At 60.5% G+C, this 17322-nt stretch carries 14 protein-coding genes and 2 pseudogenes; 9 read left to right on the forward strand and 7 right to left on the reverse strand.

The genetic code is table 11. From position 1 onward, the window contains the following. Positions 1-78 precede the first annotated feature (78 nt). The 4 genes and pseudogenes from M1E04_RS20700 (at position 79) to M1E04_RS20715 (ending at position 5159) form a co-directional block, all read left to right on the forward strand. Positions 79-1371, forward strand: a complete 1293-nt coding sequence (locus M1E04_RS20700; protein ID WP_456291966.1) for an MFS transporter — start codon at positions 79-81, stop codon at positions 1369-1371. Between the two features lie 229 nt (positions 1372-1600). Beyond that, positions 1601-2494 carry a KPN_02809 family neutral zinc metallopeptidase gene (ypfJ, locus tag M1E04_RS20705; protein ID WP_369318960.1) on the forward strand — a complete coding sequence of 298 codons (894 nt, stop codon included), beginning with the start codon at positions 1601-1603 and terminating at the stop codon, positions 2492-2494. A 4-nt stretch (positions 2495-2498) separates the two neighbouring features. Further along, complete coding sequence (locus M1E04_RS20710; protein WP_456291967.1) at positions 2499-3488, forward strand: alpha/beta hydrolase; 990 nt, start codon at positions 2499-2501, stop codon at positions 3486-3488. A gap of 480 nt (positions 3489-3968) precedes the next feature. After that, positions 3969-5159 (forward strand): annotated as a pseudogene (locus M1E04_RS20715) (IS3 family transposase). 961 nt (positions 5160-6120) lie between these two features. Here M1E04_RS20715 and M1E04_RS20720 read toward each other — a convergent pair. From M1E04_RS20720 to M1E04_RS20730, 3 genes are all read right to left on the reverse strand, one after another. Continuing rightward, complete coding sequence (locus M1E04_RS20720) at positions 6121-6717, reverse strand: HAD family hydrolase (protein WP_296313982.1); 597 nt, start codon at positions 6715-6717, stop codon at positions 6121-6123. After that, the gene (gene tesB, locus M1E04_RS20725) at positions 6714-7583 is read right to left on the reverse strand and encodes an acyl-CoA thioesterase II (protein ID WP_065987567.1); all 870 of its coding nucleotides are present in this window, start codon (positions 7581-7583) and stop codon (positions 6714-6716) included. Before tesB ends, M1E04_RS20720 begins: the two co-directional genes overlap by 4 nt. A 128-nt stretch (positions 7584-7711) precedes the next feature. After that, on the reverse strand, positions 7712-8275 hold the full coding sequence (locus tag M1E04_RS20730) for a GNAT family N-acetyltransferase (RefSeq protein ID WP_456291968.1): 564 nt from the start codon (positions 8273-8275) through the stop codon (positions 7712-7714). 127 nt (positions 8276-8402) lie between these two features. Between M1E04_RS20730 and M1E04_RS20735 the strand changes: the two genes are divergently transcribed. Both M1E04_RS20735 and M1E04_RS20740 read left to right on the forward strand, forming a co-directional pair. Continuing rightward, positions 8403-9320: a histone deacetylase family protein gene (locus M1E04_RS20735; protein WP_456291969.1), complete on the forward strand. Its 918-nt coding sequence runs from the start codon at positions 8403-8405 to the stop codon at positions 9318-9320. A 224-nt stretch (positions 9321-9544) separates the two neighbouring features. Then, positions 9545-10783 (forward strand): TIGR03862 family flavoprotein, encoded by a 1239-nt coding sequence (locus M1E04_RS20740; protein WP_369318956.1) that lies wholly within the window; start codon positions 9545-9547, stop codon positions 10781-10783. Between the two features lie 23 nt (positions 10784-10806). Here M1E04_RS20740 and M1E04_RS20745 read toward each other — a convergent pair whose 3' ends face one another. Further along, the gene (locus tag M1E04_RS20745) at positions 10807-11982 is read right to left on the reverse strand and encodes an acyltransferase family protein (protein ID WP_192132914.1); all 1176 of its coding nucleotides are present in this window, start codon (positions 11980-11982) and stop codon (positions 10807-10809) included. A gap of 489 nt (positions 11983-12471) precedes the next feature. Between M1E04_RS20745 and M1E04_RS20750 the strand changes: the two are divergent. Both M1E04_RS20750 and M1E04_RS20755 read left to right on the forward strand, forming a co-directional pair. Then, a pseudogene (locus M1E04_RS20750) lies at positions 12472-13377 on the forward strand (methyl-accepting chemotaxis protein); the annotation flags it as partial. A gap of 198 nt (positions 13378-13575) precedes the next feature. Next, positions 13576-14280 carry a methyl-accepting chemotaxis protein gene (locus M1E04_RS20755; RefSeq protein ID WP_456293221.1) on the forward strand — a complete coding sequence of 235 codons (705 nt, stop codon included), beginning with the start codon at positions 13576-13578 and terminating at the stop codon, positions 14278-14280. Here the strand turns inward: M1E04_RS20755 and M1E04_RS20760 are convergent. After that, a complete protein-coding gene (locus tag M1E04_RS20760) occupies positions 14265-14519 on the reverse strand; it encodes a hypothetical protein (RefSeq protein WP_456293239.1) in 255 nt (84 codons plus the stop codon). The genes M1E04_RS20755 and M1E04_RS20760 overlap by 16 nt on opposite strands. Here M1E04_RS20760 and M1E04_RS20765 point away from each other — a divergent pair. Further along, positions 14454-15245: a substrate-binding domain-containing protein gene (locus M1E04_RS20765; protein ID WP_065987573.1), complete on the forward strand. Its 792-nt coding sequence runs from the start codon at positions 14454-14456 to the stop codon at positions 15243-15245. The two genes, M1E04_RS20760 and M1E04_RS20765, sit on opposite strands and share 66 nt — an antisense overlap. 16 nt (positions 15246-15261) lie before the next feature. Here M1E04_RS20765 and M1E04_RS20770 read toward each other — a convergent pair whose 3' ends face one another. Then, positions 15262-15729, reverse strand: a complete 468-nt coding sequence (locus M1E04_RS20770; protein WP_296309416.1) for a metallophosphoesterase family protein — start codon at positions 15727-15729, stop codon at positions 15262-15264. Between the two features lie 3 nt (positions 15730-15732). Continuing rightward, the gene (locus M1E04_RS20775) at positions 15733-16938 is read right to left on the reverse strand and encodes an MFS transporter (RefSeq protein ID WP_456291970.1); all 1206 of its coding nucleotides are present in this window, start codon (positions 16936-16938) and stop codon (positions 15733-15735) included. Positions 16939-17322: the final 384 nt, after the last annotated feature.

A 17322-nucleotide genomic window follows, 5' to 3' on the forward strand; every position in this document is an offset into this window, starting at 1 on the left:
TTCCTGACAGCTAGCGGCGAACCGCGCCAGACCGGTGTATAACTCTCGGCCGTCTTTCGCTTCGATGGATGCCTTGCCTTGAGCTCCGAATCGCCCGCCCCATCGTCTGAATCTTCCGCCAAAAGCGCCCTGCGGCTGCCCGGCTTTTTCGCCTTCCTGACCGCGCGCCTTGCTGCCGTTTTCGCCATGCAGATTCAGGCGGTGGTTGTCGCCTGGCAGGTCTACGACATGACCCGCAGCCCGATTTCGCTGGCGTATGTAGGCCTCGCGCAGTTCATTCCCATGCTGCTGCTGTTGATGCCGGCCGGTGACCTGATCGACCGCTACGATCGCAAGATGATCCTGACCATCAGTTGGTCGGTGCAAGCCGTATGCAGCCTGATGCTGATGCTGTTCTCTGTGACCCATCATCAAGACACCCGACTGATTTACGCCACCCTCGCCTTGTTCGGTTGCGCGAGGGCGTTCACCGGGCCGGCGTTGCAGAGCCTGCTGCCACAAGTTGTCCCGCGTGAAAAACTCGCGTCGGCCATCGCCACCAACAGCATGATCATGCGCATTGCCACCATCGCCGGGCCGCTGGTCGGCGGGGGCTTGTACGCAGCGGGCGGCGGCGGGCTGACCTATTCCGTGTGCATGGCCAGTTTCATCGCTGGCGTGCTGTTGCTGATCCGCGTGCCGGTGCTGCACGCCGGAAAGAAGCAGGTTCTCGAGTCCACGGCCTGGAAGCGCTTTACCGCAGGCATCGCGTTTATCCGCTCGCGTCCGATCATCCTCGGCACCATTTCCCTGGACCTGTTCGCCGTGTTGCTTGGCGGCGTGGTGGCGCTGCTGCCGATTTATGCCCATGAAGTGCTGCACTTGGGCCCCCAAGGGCTGGGCGCGCTGCGCAGTGCGATGAGCCTGGGGGAGGTGAGCACGGGTCTGTACCTGAGTTTCCGGCCTTTTGATCGACACGTCGGTCTGGTCATGTTCATCGCCGTCGCGGTGTTCGGCGTCGCCAATCTGGTGTTCGCCCTGTCGACGCTGTTCTGGCTGTCGCTGCTGGCTTTGATGATCGCCGGTGCGGCGGACATGGTCAGCGTCTATATCCGCTCCACACTGGTGCAATTCTCGACGCCGGACGACATGCGCGGGCGGGTCAACGCGGTGAATATGCTGTTTATCGGTTCGTCCAACGAGCTAGGCGAATTCCGCGCCGGCAGCAGCGCGGCGCTCTGGGGTGCCGTGCCCGCCGCGATCATCGGCGGCCTGTGCACACTGGGTGTCGTTGGCGCCTGGATGGTTGGCTTCAAGGCCCTGCGTCAGGTGAACCACTTCGCTGACGCCTCGCCGGTCGAAACCACCGAGAAGCAGACGGCGCGGGTTTGACATAGCGCAAAGTTCGGGGGCGAGCTCGATTACGCCCGCCCCCGCCATAACCGCCTTCGCAGCTTTTTTCCTTTGCAAAAAACAATAGATGGCCGCTAGACGCCTAAACGCAGACTCCCGGTACCTGATCGCCTGAACCATTCCCCCTCCTCTCCTCTCTTAGTCCAGCAGACCAGACGTCGCACGCCCGCCGTCTACACTTCCCACACGACCAAAAGAGGATTCCCACATGCTATGGAAAAAAGGACGTCGCAGTGACAACGTCGTGGACGCACGTGGCGATTCCGGGGGCGGCGGGGGCGGCGGGATGCGCATTGGCGGCAAGGGGTTGGGGCTTGGCGGGATCGTGATCATCGTCGCGATTGGTCTGCTGACCGGCCAGGACCCGATGCGGATTCTGGGTGAGATCACCGGCCAGATGGGTTCGGATCAGACCTCCGCGGTCAATCCGCAAACGCGCCAGGCGCCGCCGGCCAATGACGAGCAGGCTGATTTCGTGCGCGCTGTCCTGGGCGACACCGAAGACACGTGGCAGCAGGTGTTCCAGCAAATGGGGAGCCAGTACAAGGCGCCGACCCTGATTCTGTTCAGCGGTCGGGTGCAATCGGCCTGCGGCTCCGCCTCTTCCGCGAGCGGCCCGTTCTACTGCCCGGCTGACCAGCGCGTGTACCTGGACATGGAGTTCTTCCGTGAAATGAGTCAACGCTTCAAGGCCGCAGGAGACTTCGCTCAGGCGTACGTGATTGCGCACGAAGTTGGCCATCATGTGCAGACCTTGCTGGGGGTTTCGGCTAAAGTTGACGCCGCCCGCCAACGCGGCATGAAAATGGAAGGTGACAACGGTTTGCTGGTGCGTCAGGAGCTGCAAGCTGACTGCCTGGCAGGCGTTTGGGCCAACAACGCACAAAAGCGTTTGAACTGGCTGGAGCCGGGTGATATTGAAGAGGCGCTAAACGCCGCCAATGCCATTGGCGACGACCGCTTGCAGCAACAGGGTCAGGGCCGGGTCGTGCCAGACTCGTTTACCCACGGCACTTCTGCTCAGCGCGTGCGCTGGTTCAAGACAGGTTTTGCCGCAGGACAAATCAACCAATGCGATACATTCGCCGCCAAGAGCCTCTGATCACATGATGAAACCGCTTTCGATCCTGTTGTTGGGCACCCTGATGAGCCTCAATGCTCATGCGGCGGATCAGGCGGTTAAATCCATCAGCCCCGACCGGCTTCAGATCAACGGGACGACCCAAGCCACGCTCGGCCTGAGTCAGAGCTGGGTTCGTCCAAGCCCGCAGGTCCAGCGGGTTGTCATTGTCTTTCACGGTCGACTGCGCAACGCGCAAACCTACCTGCGCAGCGTCGAGCGCGCGGCCAACCAGTCGCATCAGCGCTCGAAAACGCTGTTGATAGCGCCGCAATTTCTCGATGAGAAAGACATCGCAGAGCACCGCCTGCCCGAATCGGTGTTGCGCTGGCACGCCAATGACTGGATGGCAGGCGAAAAGTCGTTGGGCCCAAAGCCAGTCAGCTCGTTTGTGGTCATCGATCACATCCTCAAGCGTCTGAGCGACAGCAAGCTGTTCCCGAATCTGAAGGAGATTGTGATCGCTGGGCATTCCGGCGGTGCTCAGGTGGTGCAGCGTTACGCGATGATCGGCGGCAAGGAGGATGCGTTGCTGAAGAAGGAAGGCATCAAGCTGCGCTATGTGATCGCCAATCCTTCTTCTTATGCGTATTTCGACGCGACCCGGCCGCTGCCGGTCGATGCGGCGAGCTGCCCGACCTTTGACACCTGGAAGTACGGTCTTAACAAGCTGCCAGCCTATGCCGGCAAGGAAACACCGGCCGAGCTTGAAGCTGCTTACGTGAAGCGCGACATTACTTACCTGCTGGGCGAACTGGACACCGATCCGGAGCACCCGGCGCTGGACAAGGATTGTGGCGCCGAAGCACAGGGGCCGCAGCGTCTGGCCCGTGGTCACAACTACTTCGATTACCTGACCAAGCGTCATCCGGAAGGCTTGAATCAGCGCCTGGTGGAAGTGAAAAACGTCGGGCATAACGGCGAGGCGATGTTCACTTCACCTGAAGGTCAGACGGCGTTGTTCAAGGCGAATTGAAAGCACTGCGCTAGCAGGACCTGCTTTAAGCGGGAAGAGGCCGGTGCGTACACCACTATTTTTGTAGTGAATTGCCTGCCGCCTTCCCGGCTAAAGCCGGTCCCACTATTTAGACGCGATCCGTCAGTAGGACCGGCTTCAGCGCGGAAGAGGCCGGTGCGTACACCACTATTTTTGTAGTGAATTGCCGGACGCCTTCCCGGCTAAAGCCGGTCCCACTATTTAAACGCAATCCGGCAGTAGGATCGGCTTCAGACGGGAAGAGGCCAGCGTGGGCACCACTAATTTTGTGGTGAATTGCCTGCCGCTTTCCCGGCTGAAGCCGGTCCCACTATATTAAACGCAATCCGGCAGTAGGACCGGCTTCAGCCGGGGAGAGGCCGGTGCGTACACCACTCATTTTGTAGTGAATTGCCTGCAGTGGTCTAATTTCCCCGGACACCTCGATAAGTGGAAAATACATTTATCGAGGAGTTCTACATGACCAGAAAACGCAACAGGTTTGATGACAGCTACAAACTGGAAGTCGTAAAGATGGTCAGGGATCAGGGGCTGACCGTTCCGCAGGTTTGCCAGGACCAGAATCTCGGTGAGACGGCCGTACGACGGTGGATCCGCCAATACGACGCCGAGCAGTTGGGCCAGGCCGGGATAGGAAACCCGCTGACGGCTGAGCAACAGCGCATTCGGCAGCTGGAGCAGGAAAACCGGCAGCTCAAGATGGACAACGACATCCTAAAAAAGGCTACCGCCTTCTTTGCCCGCGAACTGAAGTGACGTATCGGCTTGTTCGGCAACTGCAACAGAAGGCTTATCCGGTGGCGCATGTCTGTCGTCTGCTGAACGTCAGTCGATCAGGTTTTTACGAGGCCCGTAAGCGTGCACAAGCACCTGTTCGGCTCAGTTGTCCCATTGTCGCGCAGCTCAAGGCATCGTTTGCCGTGAGCGACGGCTGCTCCGGCAGCCGCTCTTTAACCAAGGCTCTGCGGGCCAAGGGCATGGAAATAGGCCGCTATAAAGTCCGCCGCCTGATGCGAGCCCATGGTTTGCGCTCGGCGTGGAAACCTAAGTTTGTGCATACGACCGACAGCAAGCATGACCTGCCAATCGCTGAAAATGTGTTGAACCGTCAGTTTGAACCGCAGGCTGTGAATACCGCCTGGGTCGCCGACATTACCTACATAGGAACGCGCAGCGGCTGGCTCTATCTGGCCGTGGTGCTGGACTTGTTCTCGCGCAAGATCGTGGGTTGGGCGATGGCCCCAAACATGCCTGCAGAGCTGGTGTGCAGCGCGATGCAGATGGCCGTCGCGCAGCGTCAACCGCCGCCTGGCCTGATCGCTCACTCCGATCGCGGCAGCCAATATGCGAGCGCAATCTACAGATCGCTGCTGGCCAGGCACGGGATGCAGCAAAGCATGAGCCGTAAGGGCAACTGCTGGGACAATGCGGTGATGGATGATGGAGCGCTTCTTCCTGAGCCTGAAAATGGAGCGGGTATGGCGGCGCAATTACGCCAACCATGGCGAAGCGGTACGCGACATCACTCAATATATCGTTGGGTATTACAACAACGAGCGGCTGCACTCAAAACTGGGGTATCTGCCACCGACCGTTTACGAACGGACGGTGGCCTTGAAACAACCTATCGAGGTGTCCGGAATTAGTTGACCACTACAGCCTGCCGCTTTCCCGGCTAAAGCCGGTCCTACTCTTTAAACGCAATCCGGCAGTAGGACCGGCTTCAGCCGGGAAGAGGCCAATGTGGGCACCACTGATTTTGTGGTGAATTGCCGGACGCCTTCCCGGCTAAAGCCGGTCCTACTCTTTAAACGCGATCAGTCAGTAGGCTCGGCTTTAGCCGGGAAGAGGCCAGTGTGGGCAACACTCATTTTGTAGTGAATTGCCTGCCGCTTTCCCGGCTAAAGCCGGTCCCACTATTTAAACGCAATCCGGCAGTAGGACCGGCTTCAGCCGGGAAGAGGCCAGTGTGGGCACCACTGATTTTGTGGTGAATTGCCGGACGCCTTCCCGGCTAAAGCCGGTCCCACTATTTAAACGCAATCCGTCAGTAGGACCGGCTTCAGCCGGGAAGAGGCCGGTGCGTACACCACTCATTTTGTAGTGAATTGCCTGGCGCTTTCCCGGCTAAAGCCGGTCCTACTCTTTAAACGCGATCCGGTAGTAGGACCGGCTTCAGCCGGGAAGAGGCCAGTGTGGGCACCACTGATTTTGTGGTGAATTGCCGGACGCCTTCCCGGCTAAACCCGGTCCCACTATTTAAACGCAATCCGTCAGTAGGATCGGCTTTAGCCGGGAAGAGGCCAGTGTGGGCAACACTCATTTTGTAGTGAATTGCCTGCCGCTTTCCCGGCTAAAGCCGGTCCCACTCTTTAAACGCAATCCGGCAGTAGGACCGGCTTCAGCCGGGAAGAGGCCAGTGTGGGCACCACTGATTTTGTGGTGAATTGCCGGACGCCTTCCCGGCTAAAGCCGGTCCCACTATTTAAACGCAATCCGGCAGTAGGACCGGCTTCAGCCGGGAAGAGGCCAGTGTGGGCACCACTAATTTTGTGGTGAATTGCCTGCCGCTTTCCCGGCTGAAGCCGGTCCTACTATTTGAATGCGCGCCCTATTTCACTTCAATCATCTTTCTTAACGCCACGCAATCCGCCGCATGCCAATCGGTCAACTCGGGCCACGGGTTGTCCGGCAGATTGACCAGCACGGTCTGACTCCCAGCTGCGCGACCGCAGGCCAGGTCGAACTGATAGTCACCCACCATCACCATGTCCGACGGCTTCACATTCCACGCTTGGGCCAGCTTCAGCAGGCCTCCAGGATCGGGTTTCGGCGCCGCTTCGTCGCGACCGAGCACGTCGTCCACCGCAAAGCAGTCCGCGATGCCGATGGCTTCCAGTGTCACGTGAGCAAGCTCCCGGGCATTACGGGTCAGGATGCCCAGACGATAACCCCGCCCTGCCAGCTCCCTCACCAACTCGACAGCCCCCGTCGCCGGTTTGGACTCAATCGCCACCGCGCGCTCGTGCTCCAGCAGCCAGGCATGTTTGGCCGCTGCGACGTCGGCCGGCAACGCAGCGAGATGCCCGAGGATGTCGTCTTCCTGCGGGATATCCAGCGCCCGTTTAATGGCCGGAAAATCATGGGCGGCGACAGTCAGCGTGCCGTCCATGTCGAATACCCAGTGGCGTACCTGTTTAAGGCTCATGACCAATCCTTGCGGTGGCGAATCAAACCTTCCTGAGTGACGGAAGCCACGAGCTTGCCCGCGCGGTTGAACACGCTTCCGCGGGAAAATCCGCGCGCGTTGCCGGCCCATGGACTGTCCATGGCATAGAGCAGCCAGTCGTCGGCGCGCAGTTCGCCGTGGAACCACAGCGAGTGATCAAGGCTGGCGATCTGCATGTCCTTCTGCCAGACCGTCCTGCCGTGGGGCAGCAGCGACGTGGTCAACAGATTGAAATCCGAGGCGTAGGCGAGCATGTAGCGGTGCAACGCGGGGATGTCGGGCAACGTGCCGTCTGCGCGAAACCACACATACTTCACTGGGTCCGCAGGCTTGGGATTGTAGGGGTCAGACTCGGTGACCGGGCGGAATTCGATGGGCTTGGGGCACAGCAGCTTGTCCTTCATGTGCTCGGGGATCAGGTGCTCGCGCTGACGCATCAGTTCAAGCTCCGACGGCAGGCTCTCGGGGCCGACCACCTGTGGCATCTGAGTCTGGTGCTCGAAGCCCTCTTCGTCGTACTGGAACGACGCGCTGCAGGTGAAGATCGGCTGCCCCTTCTGAATCGCCGTCACCCGGCGCGTGCTGAAACTGCCGCCGTCACGGACCCGGTCGACCTGGTACACCACCGGCAGGTGCGCGTCGCCGGGGCGCAAAAAATAGCCATGCAATGAATGCACATGGCGCGCGTCTTCGACCGTCTTGCTCGCCGCCGACAGCGACTGCCCCAGCACCTGACCGCCAAACAGCTGGGGAAAGCCAAGGTCCTGGCTGCGCCCGCGAAAGAGGTTTTCTTCGATCGGCTCCAGGCTCAACAGCGACACCAGATCATCCAGCACGTGACTCATTCAGGGTTCCTCACACGGTCGTCTCGCCGACCGTCATCGCATCAATCAGGCCATGGGCGCCGAAGGTCGGCGCAGATGGAAGTGGGACGAAATGATACAGAGGTTTGTAGCCCGATTCCCGCAGCGAATCACAGGGTCGCCAGCCAGCCTGGCCGGTTGATGCGATACAGCACGTGGGGCCTGAGGGGATGACCCTCGGGCAATTTGGGATGATTGAAGTTGTCGGCCGGATCGTTGCGCATGCCGATGGCCTGCATGACCTTTTGCGAGGGCAGGTTGTTGACCGCCGCGAACGCCACGATCTCATCCAGATCCAGGTGCTCGAAACCGCAGCCGAGCACCGTCCAGGCGGCTTCGCTGGCGTAACCCAGGCCCCAATGCTCGCGAGCCAGGCGCCAGCCGATTTCCACCGCAGGCGTGAACGCCGCTTCAAAGCCCACCACGCTCAAACCGGTAAAACCGATGAATTCGCCGGTGTCCTTGCGCTCAAGGGCCCAGAACCCAAAACCGTATTCGGCAAAATGCCCGCGCACGCGGCCAATCAGCTTGGCGCTCTCCATGCGGCTCAAGGGCTGCGGGAAATGGCGCATCACTTGGGGATCGGCGCACATCTGCGCGAAAGCCGGCAAATCATTATCTCGCCATTGACGCATCAACAAGCGTGCGCTGTTGAGCTCAAGAATCGGCTCCATCGATCGTCTCCCTGTGCCTCGCCTTTCAAATTCCCCGCCGGCTGGCGATTCTCCCGCTCAGGCAAATCGCTGTGCGGTGGTCGTCAGAACTGGCAAGATTCCCCTTCGAACCAGACGCGTGCACACCATGCCCCTGCCCCTCATTTACCACGAAGACTACAGCCCGGACTTTCCGCCGGACCATCGCTTCCCGATGGACAAGTTCAGACTTCTGCGCGACCACCTTATCGACAGCGGCCTGACAACAGATGCTCAATTGTTTCGCCCGCAGGTCTGCCCAACGGACATCCTGGCGCTGGCCCATGACCCCGGTTACATCAGCCGTTATATGGAAGGCGCGCTGTCGCGCGAGGATCAACGTCGCCTTGGCCTGCCCTGGACCGAGGATCTGGCCCGACGTACGGTGCGTGCGGTAGGGGGTTCTTTGCTGACAGCGGAACTGGCGCTGCAACACGGGCTGGCCTGTCACCTCGCCGGCGGGACCCATCATGCGCATTACGATTACCCGGCCGGGTTCTGCATCTTCAATGACCTGGCGATCATCAGTCAGTACCTGCTGCACAGCGGACGCGTCGACCGGGTGCTGATTTTCGACTGCGACGTGCATCAGGGCGACGGCACCGCGCGGATCCTCGAACACACCGATGATGCGATCACCGTGTCGCTGCACTGCGAGAAGAACTTCCCCGCGCGCAAGGCCCAAAGTGACTGGGACATTCCGCTGCCAATGGGCATGGGGGATGACGATTACCTGAAGGTGGTCGACGACACGCTGAATTACCTGCTGCCGCTGTATCGGCCTGATCTGGTGCTGTACGACGCCGGTGTGGATGTGCACAAGGACGATGCGTTGGGTTACCTACAGCTGACGGACGCGGGGGTTGCCCGCCGTGACGAGGCGGTGATGCGTCATTGTCTGGGCCGCGACATTCCGGTGATGGGCGTGATTGGCGGTGGTTACAGCAAGGACCGCGAAGCACTCGCCCGGCGGCACGGCATTCTGCACCGCAGTGCGCAGCGGGTGTGGGTAGAGCGCGGGCTATGAGTGACCGCTGAACTCAATCGCGAGCAAGCCGCTCCCACAAACTTACCCACATCCGCTGTGGAACCGCCTGTGGATAACCTGAGCGCAAGGCCACGATCCCCTGATAACACTGGGCCTGGAGAATACTGTACGTTTTTTGATCGATTAGTTTTCCACAGGGTGGCTGCATTTCACGAAGCTCGCGTAGAATGCGCGCCCCTCATTCAACCGGTGTCCGTTCAGCCATGACCTTACCCGCCACCTCACGCACCCAGACAGTCGCCATCATCGGCGGCGGCCCTGCCGGCCTGATGGCCGCTGAGGTGCTGAGCCAGGCGGGGTTCAAGGTGGATCTCTACGACGCCATGCCCTCGGTTGGGCGCAAGTTCCTGCTGGCCGGCGTGGGCGGTATGAACATCACCCACTCCGAGCCGTCCCCTGCATTCGTCGCCCGCTACGCCGAACGCGCCCAAATGATCGCGCCCTTACTGCGCAGCTTCGGCGCCGAAGCGCTGTGCGAGTGGATTCACGGCTTGGGCATCCAGACCTTCGTCGGCAGTTCGGGCCGCGTGTTCCCCACCGACATGAAAGCCGCGCCACTGCTGCGCGCCTGGCTCAAGCGGCTGCGGGAGTCCGGCGTAGTTATCCACACCCGTCACCGATGGATGGGCTGGAATGCCGACAATACCCTGCGGATCGCCGGCCCTGAAGGTGAACTTGCCCTGCGCCCTGCCGCCACGTTGCTGGCATTGGGCGGGGCAAGCTGGTCGCGGCTGGGCTCGGACGGCGCGTGGGTACCGCTGCTTGAACACCGCGGGGTCAGGATCGCGCCGCTGCAGGCTGCCAATTGCGGGTTTGAGGTCTCGGCCTGGAGCGAACTGCTGCGCAGCAAGTTCGCCGGCGCGCCGCTGAAAAACATCGCGATGGGCCTGGAGGGGCACACCCTTCGACTGGGCGAATGCGTAATCACCCAGACAGGCGTGGAGGGCAGCCTGGTTTACGCGCTGTCCGCGCAAATCCGCGAGGCGATCAACCGATCAGGCTCGGCCACGGTCGAGATTGATTTGCTGCCCGGCAAGACCATCGCCGAGGTGCAAAAGGCCCTGAGCAAACCGCGCGGTTCACGTTCGATGTCCAAGCATCTGCACAGTCAGTTAGGGCTCGACGGCGTGAAGGCGGCGCTGTTGCGTGAGCTCACCCCCGCGACGACATTCGCTGATCCGGCCCTGCTCGCGATGGCGATCAAGACCTTGCCGCTGCCACTGATCAAGCCGCGCCCGCTGGATGAGGCCATCAGCACGGCGGGCGGGGTGAGGTTCGAAGCGCTGAACGAGCAATTGATGATCCCGTCGCTGCCCGGCGTGTTCTGCGCCGGCGAGATGCTCGACTGGGAGGCGCCCACCGGCGGCTATTTGCTCACCGCCTGTTTCGCCAGCGGCCGCGCGGCAGGGCTGGGAATGGTTGACTGGTTGCGCCGCGAGTAAGGCTCAGCGCAACCCTTACGGATTCACGCCGCGCGATCGACCTGCGGCTTCAAGCTACCACCAAGCCCCTGATTGACCGGCGCCTTGCCCTGCGAAGGCCCGACCATCCGTTTGCCCAACGCGACGCCCTTCAGTTCGATGTACGTGTGAGCCAAGGCAGCCAGGCCGATCGCCACGAGGGTGACGGCGACCACCAGCGCGTTGTTTCCCAGCTCTGACCCGGTGTCCATGAAACGCTGACCATTGATCATGGGCGCCAGGTCGCGGCCCGTGAGCTTCTGCGCCACGATGAACACCGTCGACAGGCAAAATAGCAGCGCGGCGTGGGTCATGTAGATGGAGTACGACAATTTGCCCAGCAGCCTGAACACGGCGGTTTTCAGGAACGTCGATACCAGCCCGGCCTCGAACGCGAACACCAGCACCAGCACGCAGAACGTCAGACTGGCGATGGGCGAGCGGTCGCTGTAGTCGTTCATCACCATCCAGTACGTGGTGCCCGTCAGCGCCACTTCGAACACCGTCATCAGCCAGCGCACCGGCACGAATCGGTCGCGAACCAGCAAGTAGGCCAGGTACGTGATGTTGCCGGCGAAGAAGCAGGACAGACCCAGCATCGCACGCCAGACCAGCGGCTCGTTTTCGGTGAAGATCATCGTGAACGCGACGACGGCCACGCAGGCAAACATCGCGAAACGGCTTCTCAGCGAAAGCAGGCACAGGGCGCCAAAGAGCATGTAGATGTAGAACTCGATGCTGATGCTCCATGACGGGTAGTTGAACGACATGGTCTCAGTGAGCGGCGTCCAGGCTTGCAACAGCAGCAGATTGGGCAGGATCTCTGTCGGGTCGAACAGCCCGGTGAACGGCACGTTGTTGAGGGTGAAGCCTTTCTTCCAGGCCGCCCAACGCACGCCTTCGAAGCCAATAAACACCAACAGCATCACCACGTGCAGCGGGTACAGGCGGAACAGGCGCGAGATAACGAAACGCTTGAAACCGAACTGCGGCTTCAGCCCATAGGAGTGGGCCAGAACAAAACCGCTGAGCACGAAGAAGAAGTTAAGCAGGATGTCAGCTCTGCGGAAAAACGGCAGCTCGATGAAAGCGCCCACGACATGCAGGTGGTAGAACACCACCAGCAAGGCGAAAACGCCCCTGAAGCTGTCGAGCGTCGTAAATCGCTGAACTGATCCCATGGCCCAACGCCCCGTCCTGAGTGAGAAAACGCCTTTGGCGGCCGCGAATTCTCGTGGCCTTTACACGGTAGGGGGTTGGCCGGCTTATCAACAGTTGAAATATTTCATGTCCGGTACATCCGACGGCGCAAAGATTGACGCCAGCGTTTGTCAGTAGTGACCGATGAGTCACTTTGAGGATTTCTGGTCGCAGTAGCAACGACACCCGTCAATACTTTGCTGCCAGCCTCGCCGTCGACTGTCGGACAATTCCTACATCGGTTTCAGATTCTCGCGAACCTGCCGATGCACTCGTACACATGAATGTTTTGCTGGCTCCATAACAAAAAAACTCCAGCTGACGATTTCAAATATTACGGATTCTGGAGAAATGGAATGAACAGCTGGATGGCCAATATCAGCGTCAACAAGAAGCTAGCCCTCGGCTTCGGCGTCGTGCTTGTACTGACTGCCCTGCTGGCCCTGGTGGGCTGGAACAGCTTGGGCCAGATGAGCTTGCGCAGCCAATGGGTGGGTGATATCACCAAGCTCAGCCAGAAGCTCACAGACCTGCGGGTGACGCGCCTGCAATATATGCTCAGCAACGGCGACGAAGTGGCCGCGCGAAGCGTTCAGACCGCGCTCGACGCATTCAAGGCGCAGCAGCAATTTCTGCAAAAAACGTTCACTAACCCACAGAATGTGCCGCTCATCAAAACGATGGGCGAGCAACTCAGCGCTTATGAGACCTCGTTGAAAAAAATGCGCGAGGCCTACCAGGCGAGCGCCGGGGTGCGCGATAGCATGGGCGTCGACGCGGTAAAAGCAGCGGAGCTGATTGCCGCGATCAACGATGATGTGATGAAGCTCGACCCTACGGATGAACGTCGTTCCGAGCAGTACCAGGCCGTCATTAAAGCCCGCGAAGACGTGATGCTGGTGCGCTACGAAGTGCGCGGCTACACCGCCGGCGTCTCGGCCAAAACTGAGGAAGCGGCCATGCGCCAACTGACCGTCGCCCTTGACGGCCTCGCCCCACTCAACGCCATGTTTGGCGGTACTCAGGCCGAGCGCCTGAAGCAGCTGGAAGCGGCGCTGATCGGCTATCGCAACTCGGTGCAGGGATTCAAGCTCGCCACTGGCAATATCAATGCTGCGCGCACAGAGATGACCGAGGAACAGGGTGTCATCGTCAAGCTGGCACAACAGCTCACTGATCTGCAGAACACCTTGGGCCAGGCTGACATTCAGCAAGCCCGTATGCTGCAGTTGGCCGGCACGCTTCTGGCGCTGATCCTTGGCACCTTGGCGGCGATCATCATTACCCGTCAGATCACCCGTCCGCTTCAGCAGACCCTGGCTGTCGTTGACCGCATTGCCTCCGGCGACTTGTCCCACAACATGGTCGTGACCCGTAAAGATGAGCTGGGCGTTCTGCAAATGGGCATCCAGCGCATGGGCGCCACGCTGCGCGAATTGATCGGTGGCATTCGTGACAGCGTCACGCAAATTGCCAGCGCTGCTGAAGAGCTGTCGGCGGTGACCGAACAGACCAGCGCCGGGGTCAACAGCCAGAAAGTCGAAACCGACCAGGTCGCCACCGCGATGCACGAAATGTCAGCCACTGTTCACGAGGTCGCGCGCAACGCGGAGCAGGCATCGGTTGCCGCCTCCGCCGCTGACAAGCAGGCACGGGAAGGCGACAAAGTGGTGGGCGAAGCGATCCTACAGATCGAGAAACTGGCCAGTGAAGTGGTCCGTTCCACTGACGCGATGTCCGTGCTGGAACAGGAAAGCGACAAGATCGGCAAGGTCATGGACGTGATCAAAGCCGTTGCGGAGCAGACCAATCTGCTGGCCCTTAACGCGGCAATCGAGGCGGCCCGTGCCGGTGAAGCCGGTCGCGGTTTTGCCGTGGTCGCCGATGAGGTCCGTGGCCTGGCGCAACGCACTCAGCAATCCACCGAAGAGATCGAAGGCCTGGTCGCCGCACTGCAAAACGGCACACGCCAGGTGTCGGAGATCATGCTCAGCAGCCGCAACCTGACTGACAGCTCGGTTACCCTGACCCGCAAGGCCGGGACGTCGCTGGAAAGCATTACCCAGACGGTGTCGAACATTCAGGCCATGAACCAGCAGATCGCGGCAGCTGCCGAGCAACAAAGCTCGGTGGCCGAAGAGATCAGCCGCAGTATCGTCAACGTGCGCGACGTGTCTGAACAGACGGCTGCCGCCAGCGAAGAAACCGCCGCTTCAAGCGTCGAACTCGCACGACTGGGCAATCAGCTGCAAATGCTGGTCAGTCACTTCAAGGTGTAAACCGGCTTTATCTGCGTCGGACGAAAAGCCGCCCGGCGCAGGCGGTGCAAGGGGTTGAAGACGAACAGCGCGGGTGTTTTGGCAAGAAAGGGATTTACTGATCCTACAATTGCCACATACTGCCCGCGCTGTTTTATTTCGTCATATTCATCTCCAACGCCGGGTTTATCTCCATGAAAAGAATGTTGCCTTATCTCCTCAGTGCTGCCCTCTCCCTCGTTCCAGTCGCCTTCTCCCATGCCGCCACGGCACCTGCACCTGTCCAGCTGATCGTACTGAGTTCCGGCGGAATCATGGGCGCGTTCAAAGCAGTAGCCCCCGATTACGAACAGCGCGCCGGTGTGAAGCTGCAGGGCGAAGTCGCGCCGTCAATGGGCGCGACGCCCCAGGCCATTCCCAACCGACTGGCCCGCCATGAGCCGGCCGACGTGGTGTTGATGGTCGGTGCAGCGCTGGACAAGTTGATCAAGGACGGCAAGGTCGATCCGAAAACCCGCGTCGATCTGGGCAAATCCTACATCGCCATGGCCGTGCGTCATGGTGCGCCACACCCTGACATCAGCACCATGGAAGCCTTCAAGCAGACCCTGCTGGACACTAAAAGCATTGCGTACTCGGACAGCGCCAGCGGCGTGTACCTGTCCCGTGTGCTGTTCAGTCAGATGCACATCGCCGACCGGATCCAGAGCAAAAGCCGCATGATCCCCGCCGAGCCCGTCGGCGAAGTCGTGGCACGGGGAGACGCCGAGATTGGCTTTCAACAGCTGAGCGAGCTCAAGCCGGTGGACGGTATCGACATCATCGGCCTGATCCCCGACCAGGCGCAGCAGATGACCCTCTACTCCGCAGGCGTCGTCACTCAGAGCAAACACCCTGAACAGGCGAAACAGTTTCTGGAATTCCTGAGTTCATCGGCAGCGGCCCCGGCCATCAAAGCCAGTGGCCTGGACCCGATCGCGAAGTAGCTGGATGCCCGGCGGCTTATTTGAGCGCCAGCTCGATCAACTCGCCGCGCACCTCATCGCCGTCGATGTGCAGCAGACCCACCGTGATCGGCAACTTGAAGCGACGCGGCCCGGCGCTGCCCGGGTTGATGAACAGCACGCCATCGCGCGTCTGCTGCAAGGGTCGGTGTGAGTGCCCGGTGACCACCACGCGTATCCCCTCCGGCAGCGATTTCGGTACGTCGGCCAGTATGTGCGTGGTGTAAATCCCTACGTCGCCAATCCGCAAAACCGCCTCATAGGGCACGTCGCAAGCCCAGGCGTCATCGGTGTCGTTGTTGCCTCGCACCACCGTCAGCGGCGCGATGGCCTTCAACGCGTCGAGGATTTCCGGCTTGCCGATGTCGCCGCCGTGGATCAGGTAATCGCAGCCCTGCAACGCCTCCAGTGCCTGAGGGCGCAGCAGACCGTGGGTGTCCGAGATCAAGCCGATTTTGACGCTCATTGCTCAGCTCCCGGACGCCGACAGAGCGACCTGTCTGGACTGCACGCGTTTCATGCTGATCATCGCCAACAAGGCAACCACCGCCACCAACGAGGCGAAGAATTCGCCCACATGCTCCAGCCCGAACACTCGCACGCTGAAACCCACCGCCACCACCGGCACCGAAATCGACACGTAAAGCACCACGAAGAAGGCGGACGTCACGGCAGCCTTCTGATCAGGCGGGCTGCTGGCGGTGACCGCGCCCATCCCGGCGCGCAGGATCATGCCCTGGCCGATACCCGCCACCAGACCCGCCGCGATCAACAGCCCCAACTGCGACGTGGCAATGCTCAGTCCCAGACAGATCATGCCGACAATCAGCCCGACGCAACCGAGGGTCATATGCCGGTCCTTCGGCAGCACCTGCAGCAGCGCCTGGCCGATGATCGACGCGACGAAGAACAAGCCGATGACCGCGCCGATCAACAGCCCGCCTTGCTCGTGCATGACGTGAATCATCACCGACGGCACCATGCTGGTGAACAGGCCTGCCACGCTGAAACCCGCCAGCCCGGCGATGGACGCGGAGATAAACACGCTGCGCACGGACGCCGGCACGGAAGGCTTTTGAATGCCCAGTTTCAGCACCGCCGGACGCTGCACGGTTTCGCGAATCAGTGCGATACCGACCGTCGCCAGCAGGAGCATGCCCAAGTGCACGTAGAACACCAGGTGCAGCGCGTCCGGCAGAAACTGGGAGGTGTAGCCGGCGAGCAGAGGCCCGATGCCGAGGCCGAACATGTTGGCGGCCGTGGCCACCAGCGTGGCGTTCTTCCAAGTCTTGGGGGCCAGCTCGATGACGGCAACGGTGGCCGTGCCGGTCATGATGCCCGCGCTGAAGCCGGAGAAGAGCCGTCCTGTCAGCAGGCCGCCAATCGAATCGCTGAACAGAAAGATGACCGCACTGATCGCCCCCATTGCCAGCCCTGCCAGCAGCAACGGCTTGCGCCCCAGTTGATCGGACCAGCTGCCCACCGCCAGCAGCGCTGCGATAACGCCCGCCGCGTAGATCGAGAAAATGATTGTCAGCCAGCTGGCGTCGAAGCCGAGCCGCTGTTGATAGAGGGCATACAGCGGCGTCGGCAGCGTGGTGCCGACCATGGCAATGAGCAACGCGCAGGCGGCGAAGATGAAGTCGCGCATGGAGGTAGAAGCAGGCAAAGACATGAGCGCTCCGGGCACCGGTATAAACAAGACACGCAGTGTCGCTGATACCGGCCAGGCAAGGTAGACCTGCAAGCGTTATCGGGGCTCATGCTCAGGGCAGTTTTGAGGTATGCGTGAAAATATTCATCATCAGGTTAAACACTTTGACTTTGCGTGCGTCTCGCCCATTCGCGCGGATCAACGCCCTAACGCAACAATATTGAGAGAACAATCAGGCCAACAGGGCAGATTTAAAAAACCGCAATACCGGATACCACAAAAGACTGTTACTGAATGGAAGAATAACTAACAGAGAGCACTAAGCGGCCGTTTGGCTAACCCGGAAAAGTTCTTTAGAGTCCCGGCCTTAATACCCGCTCAACAGTGAAAAACGTGTGAATAACG

It is taken from the genome of Pseudomonas sp. AK106 (genome assembly GCF_053903055.1).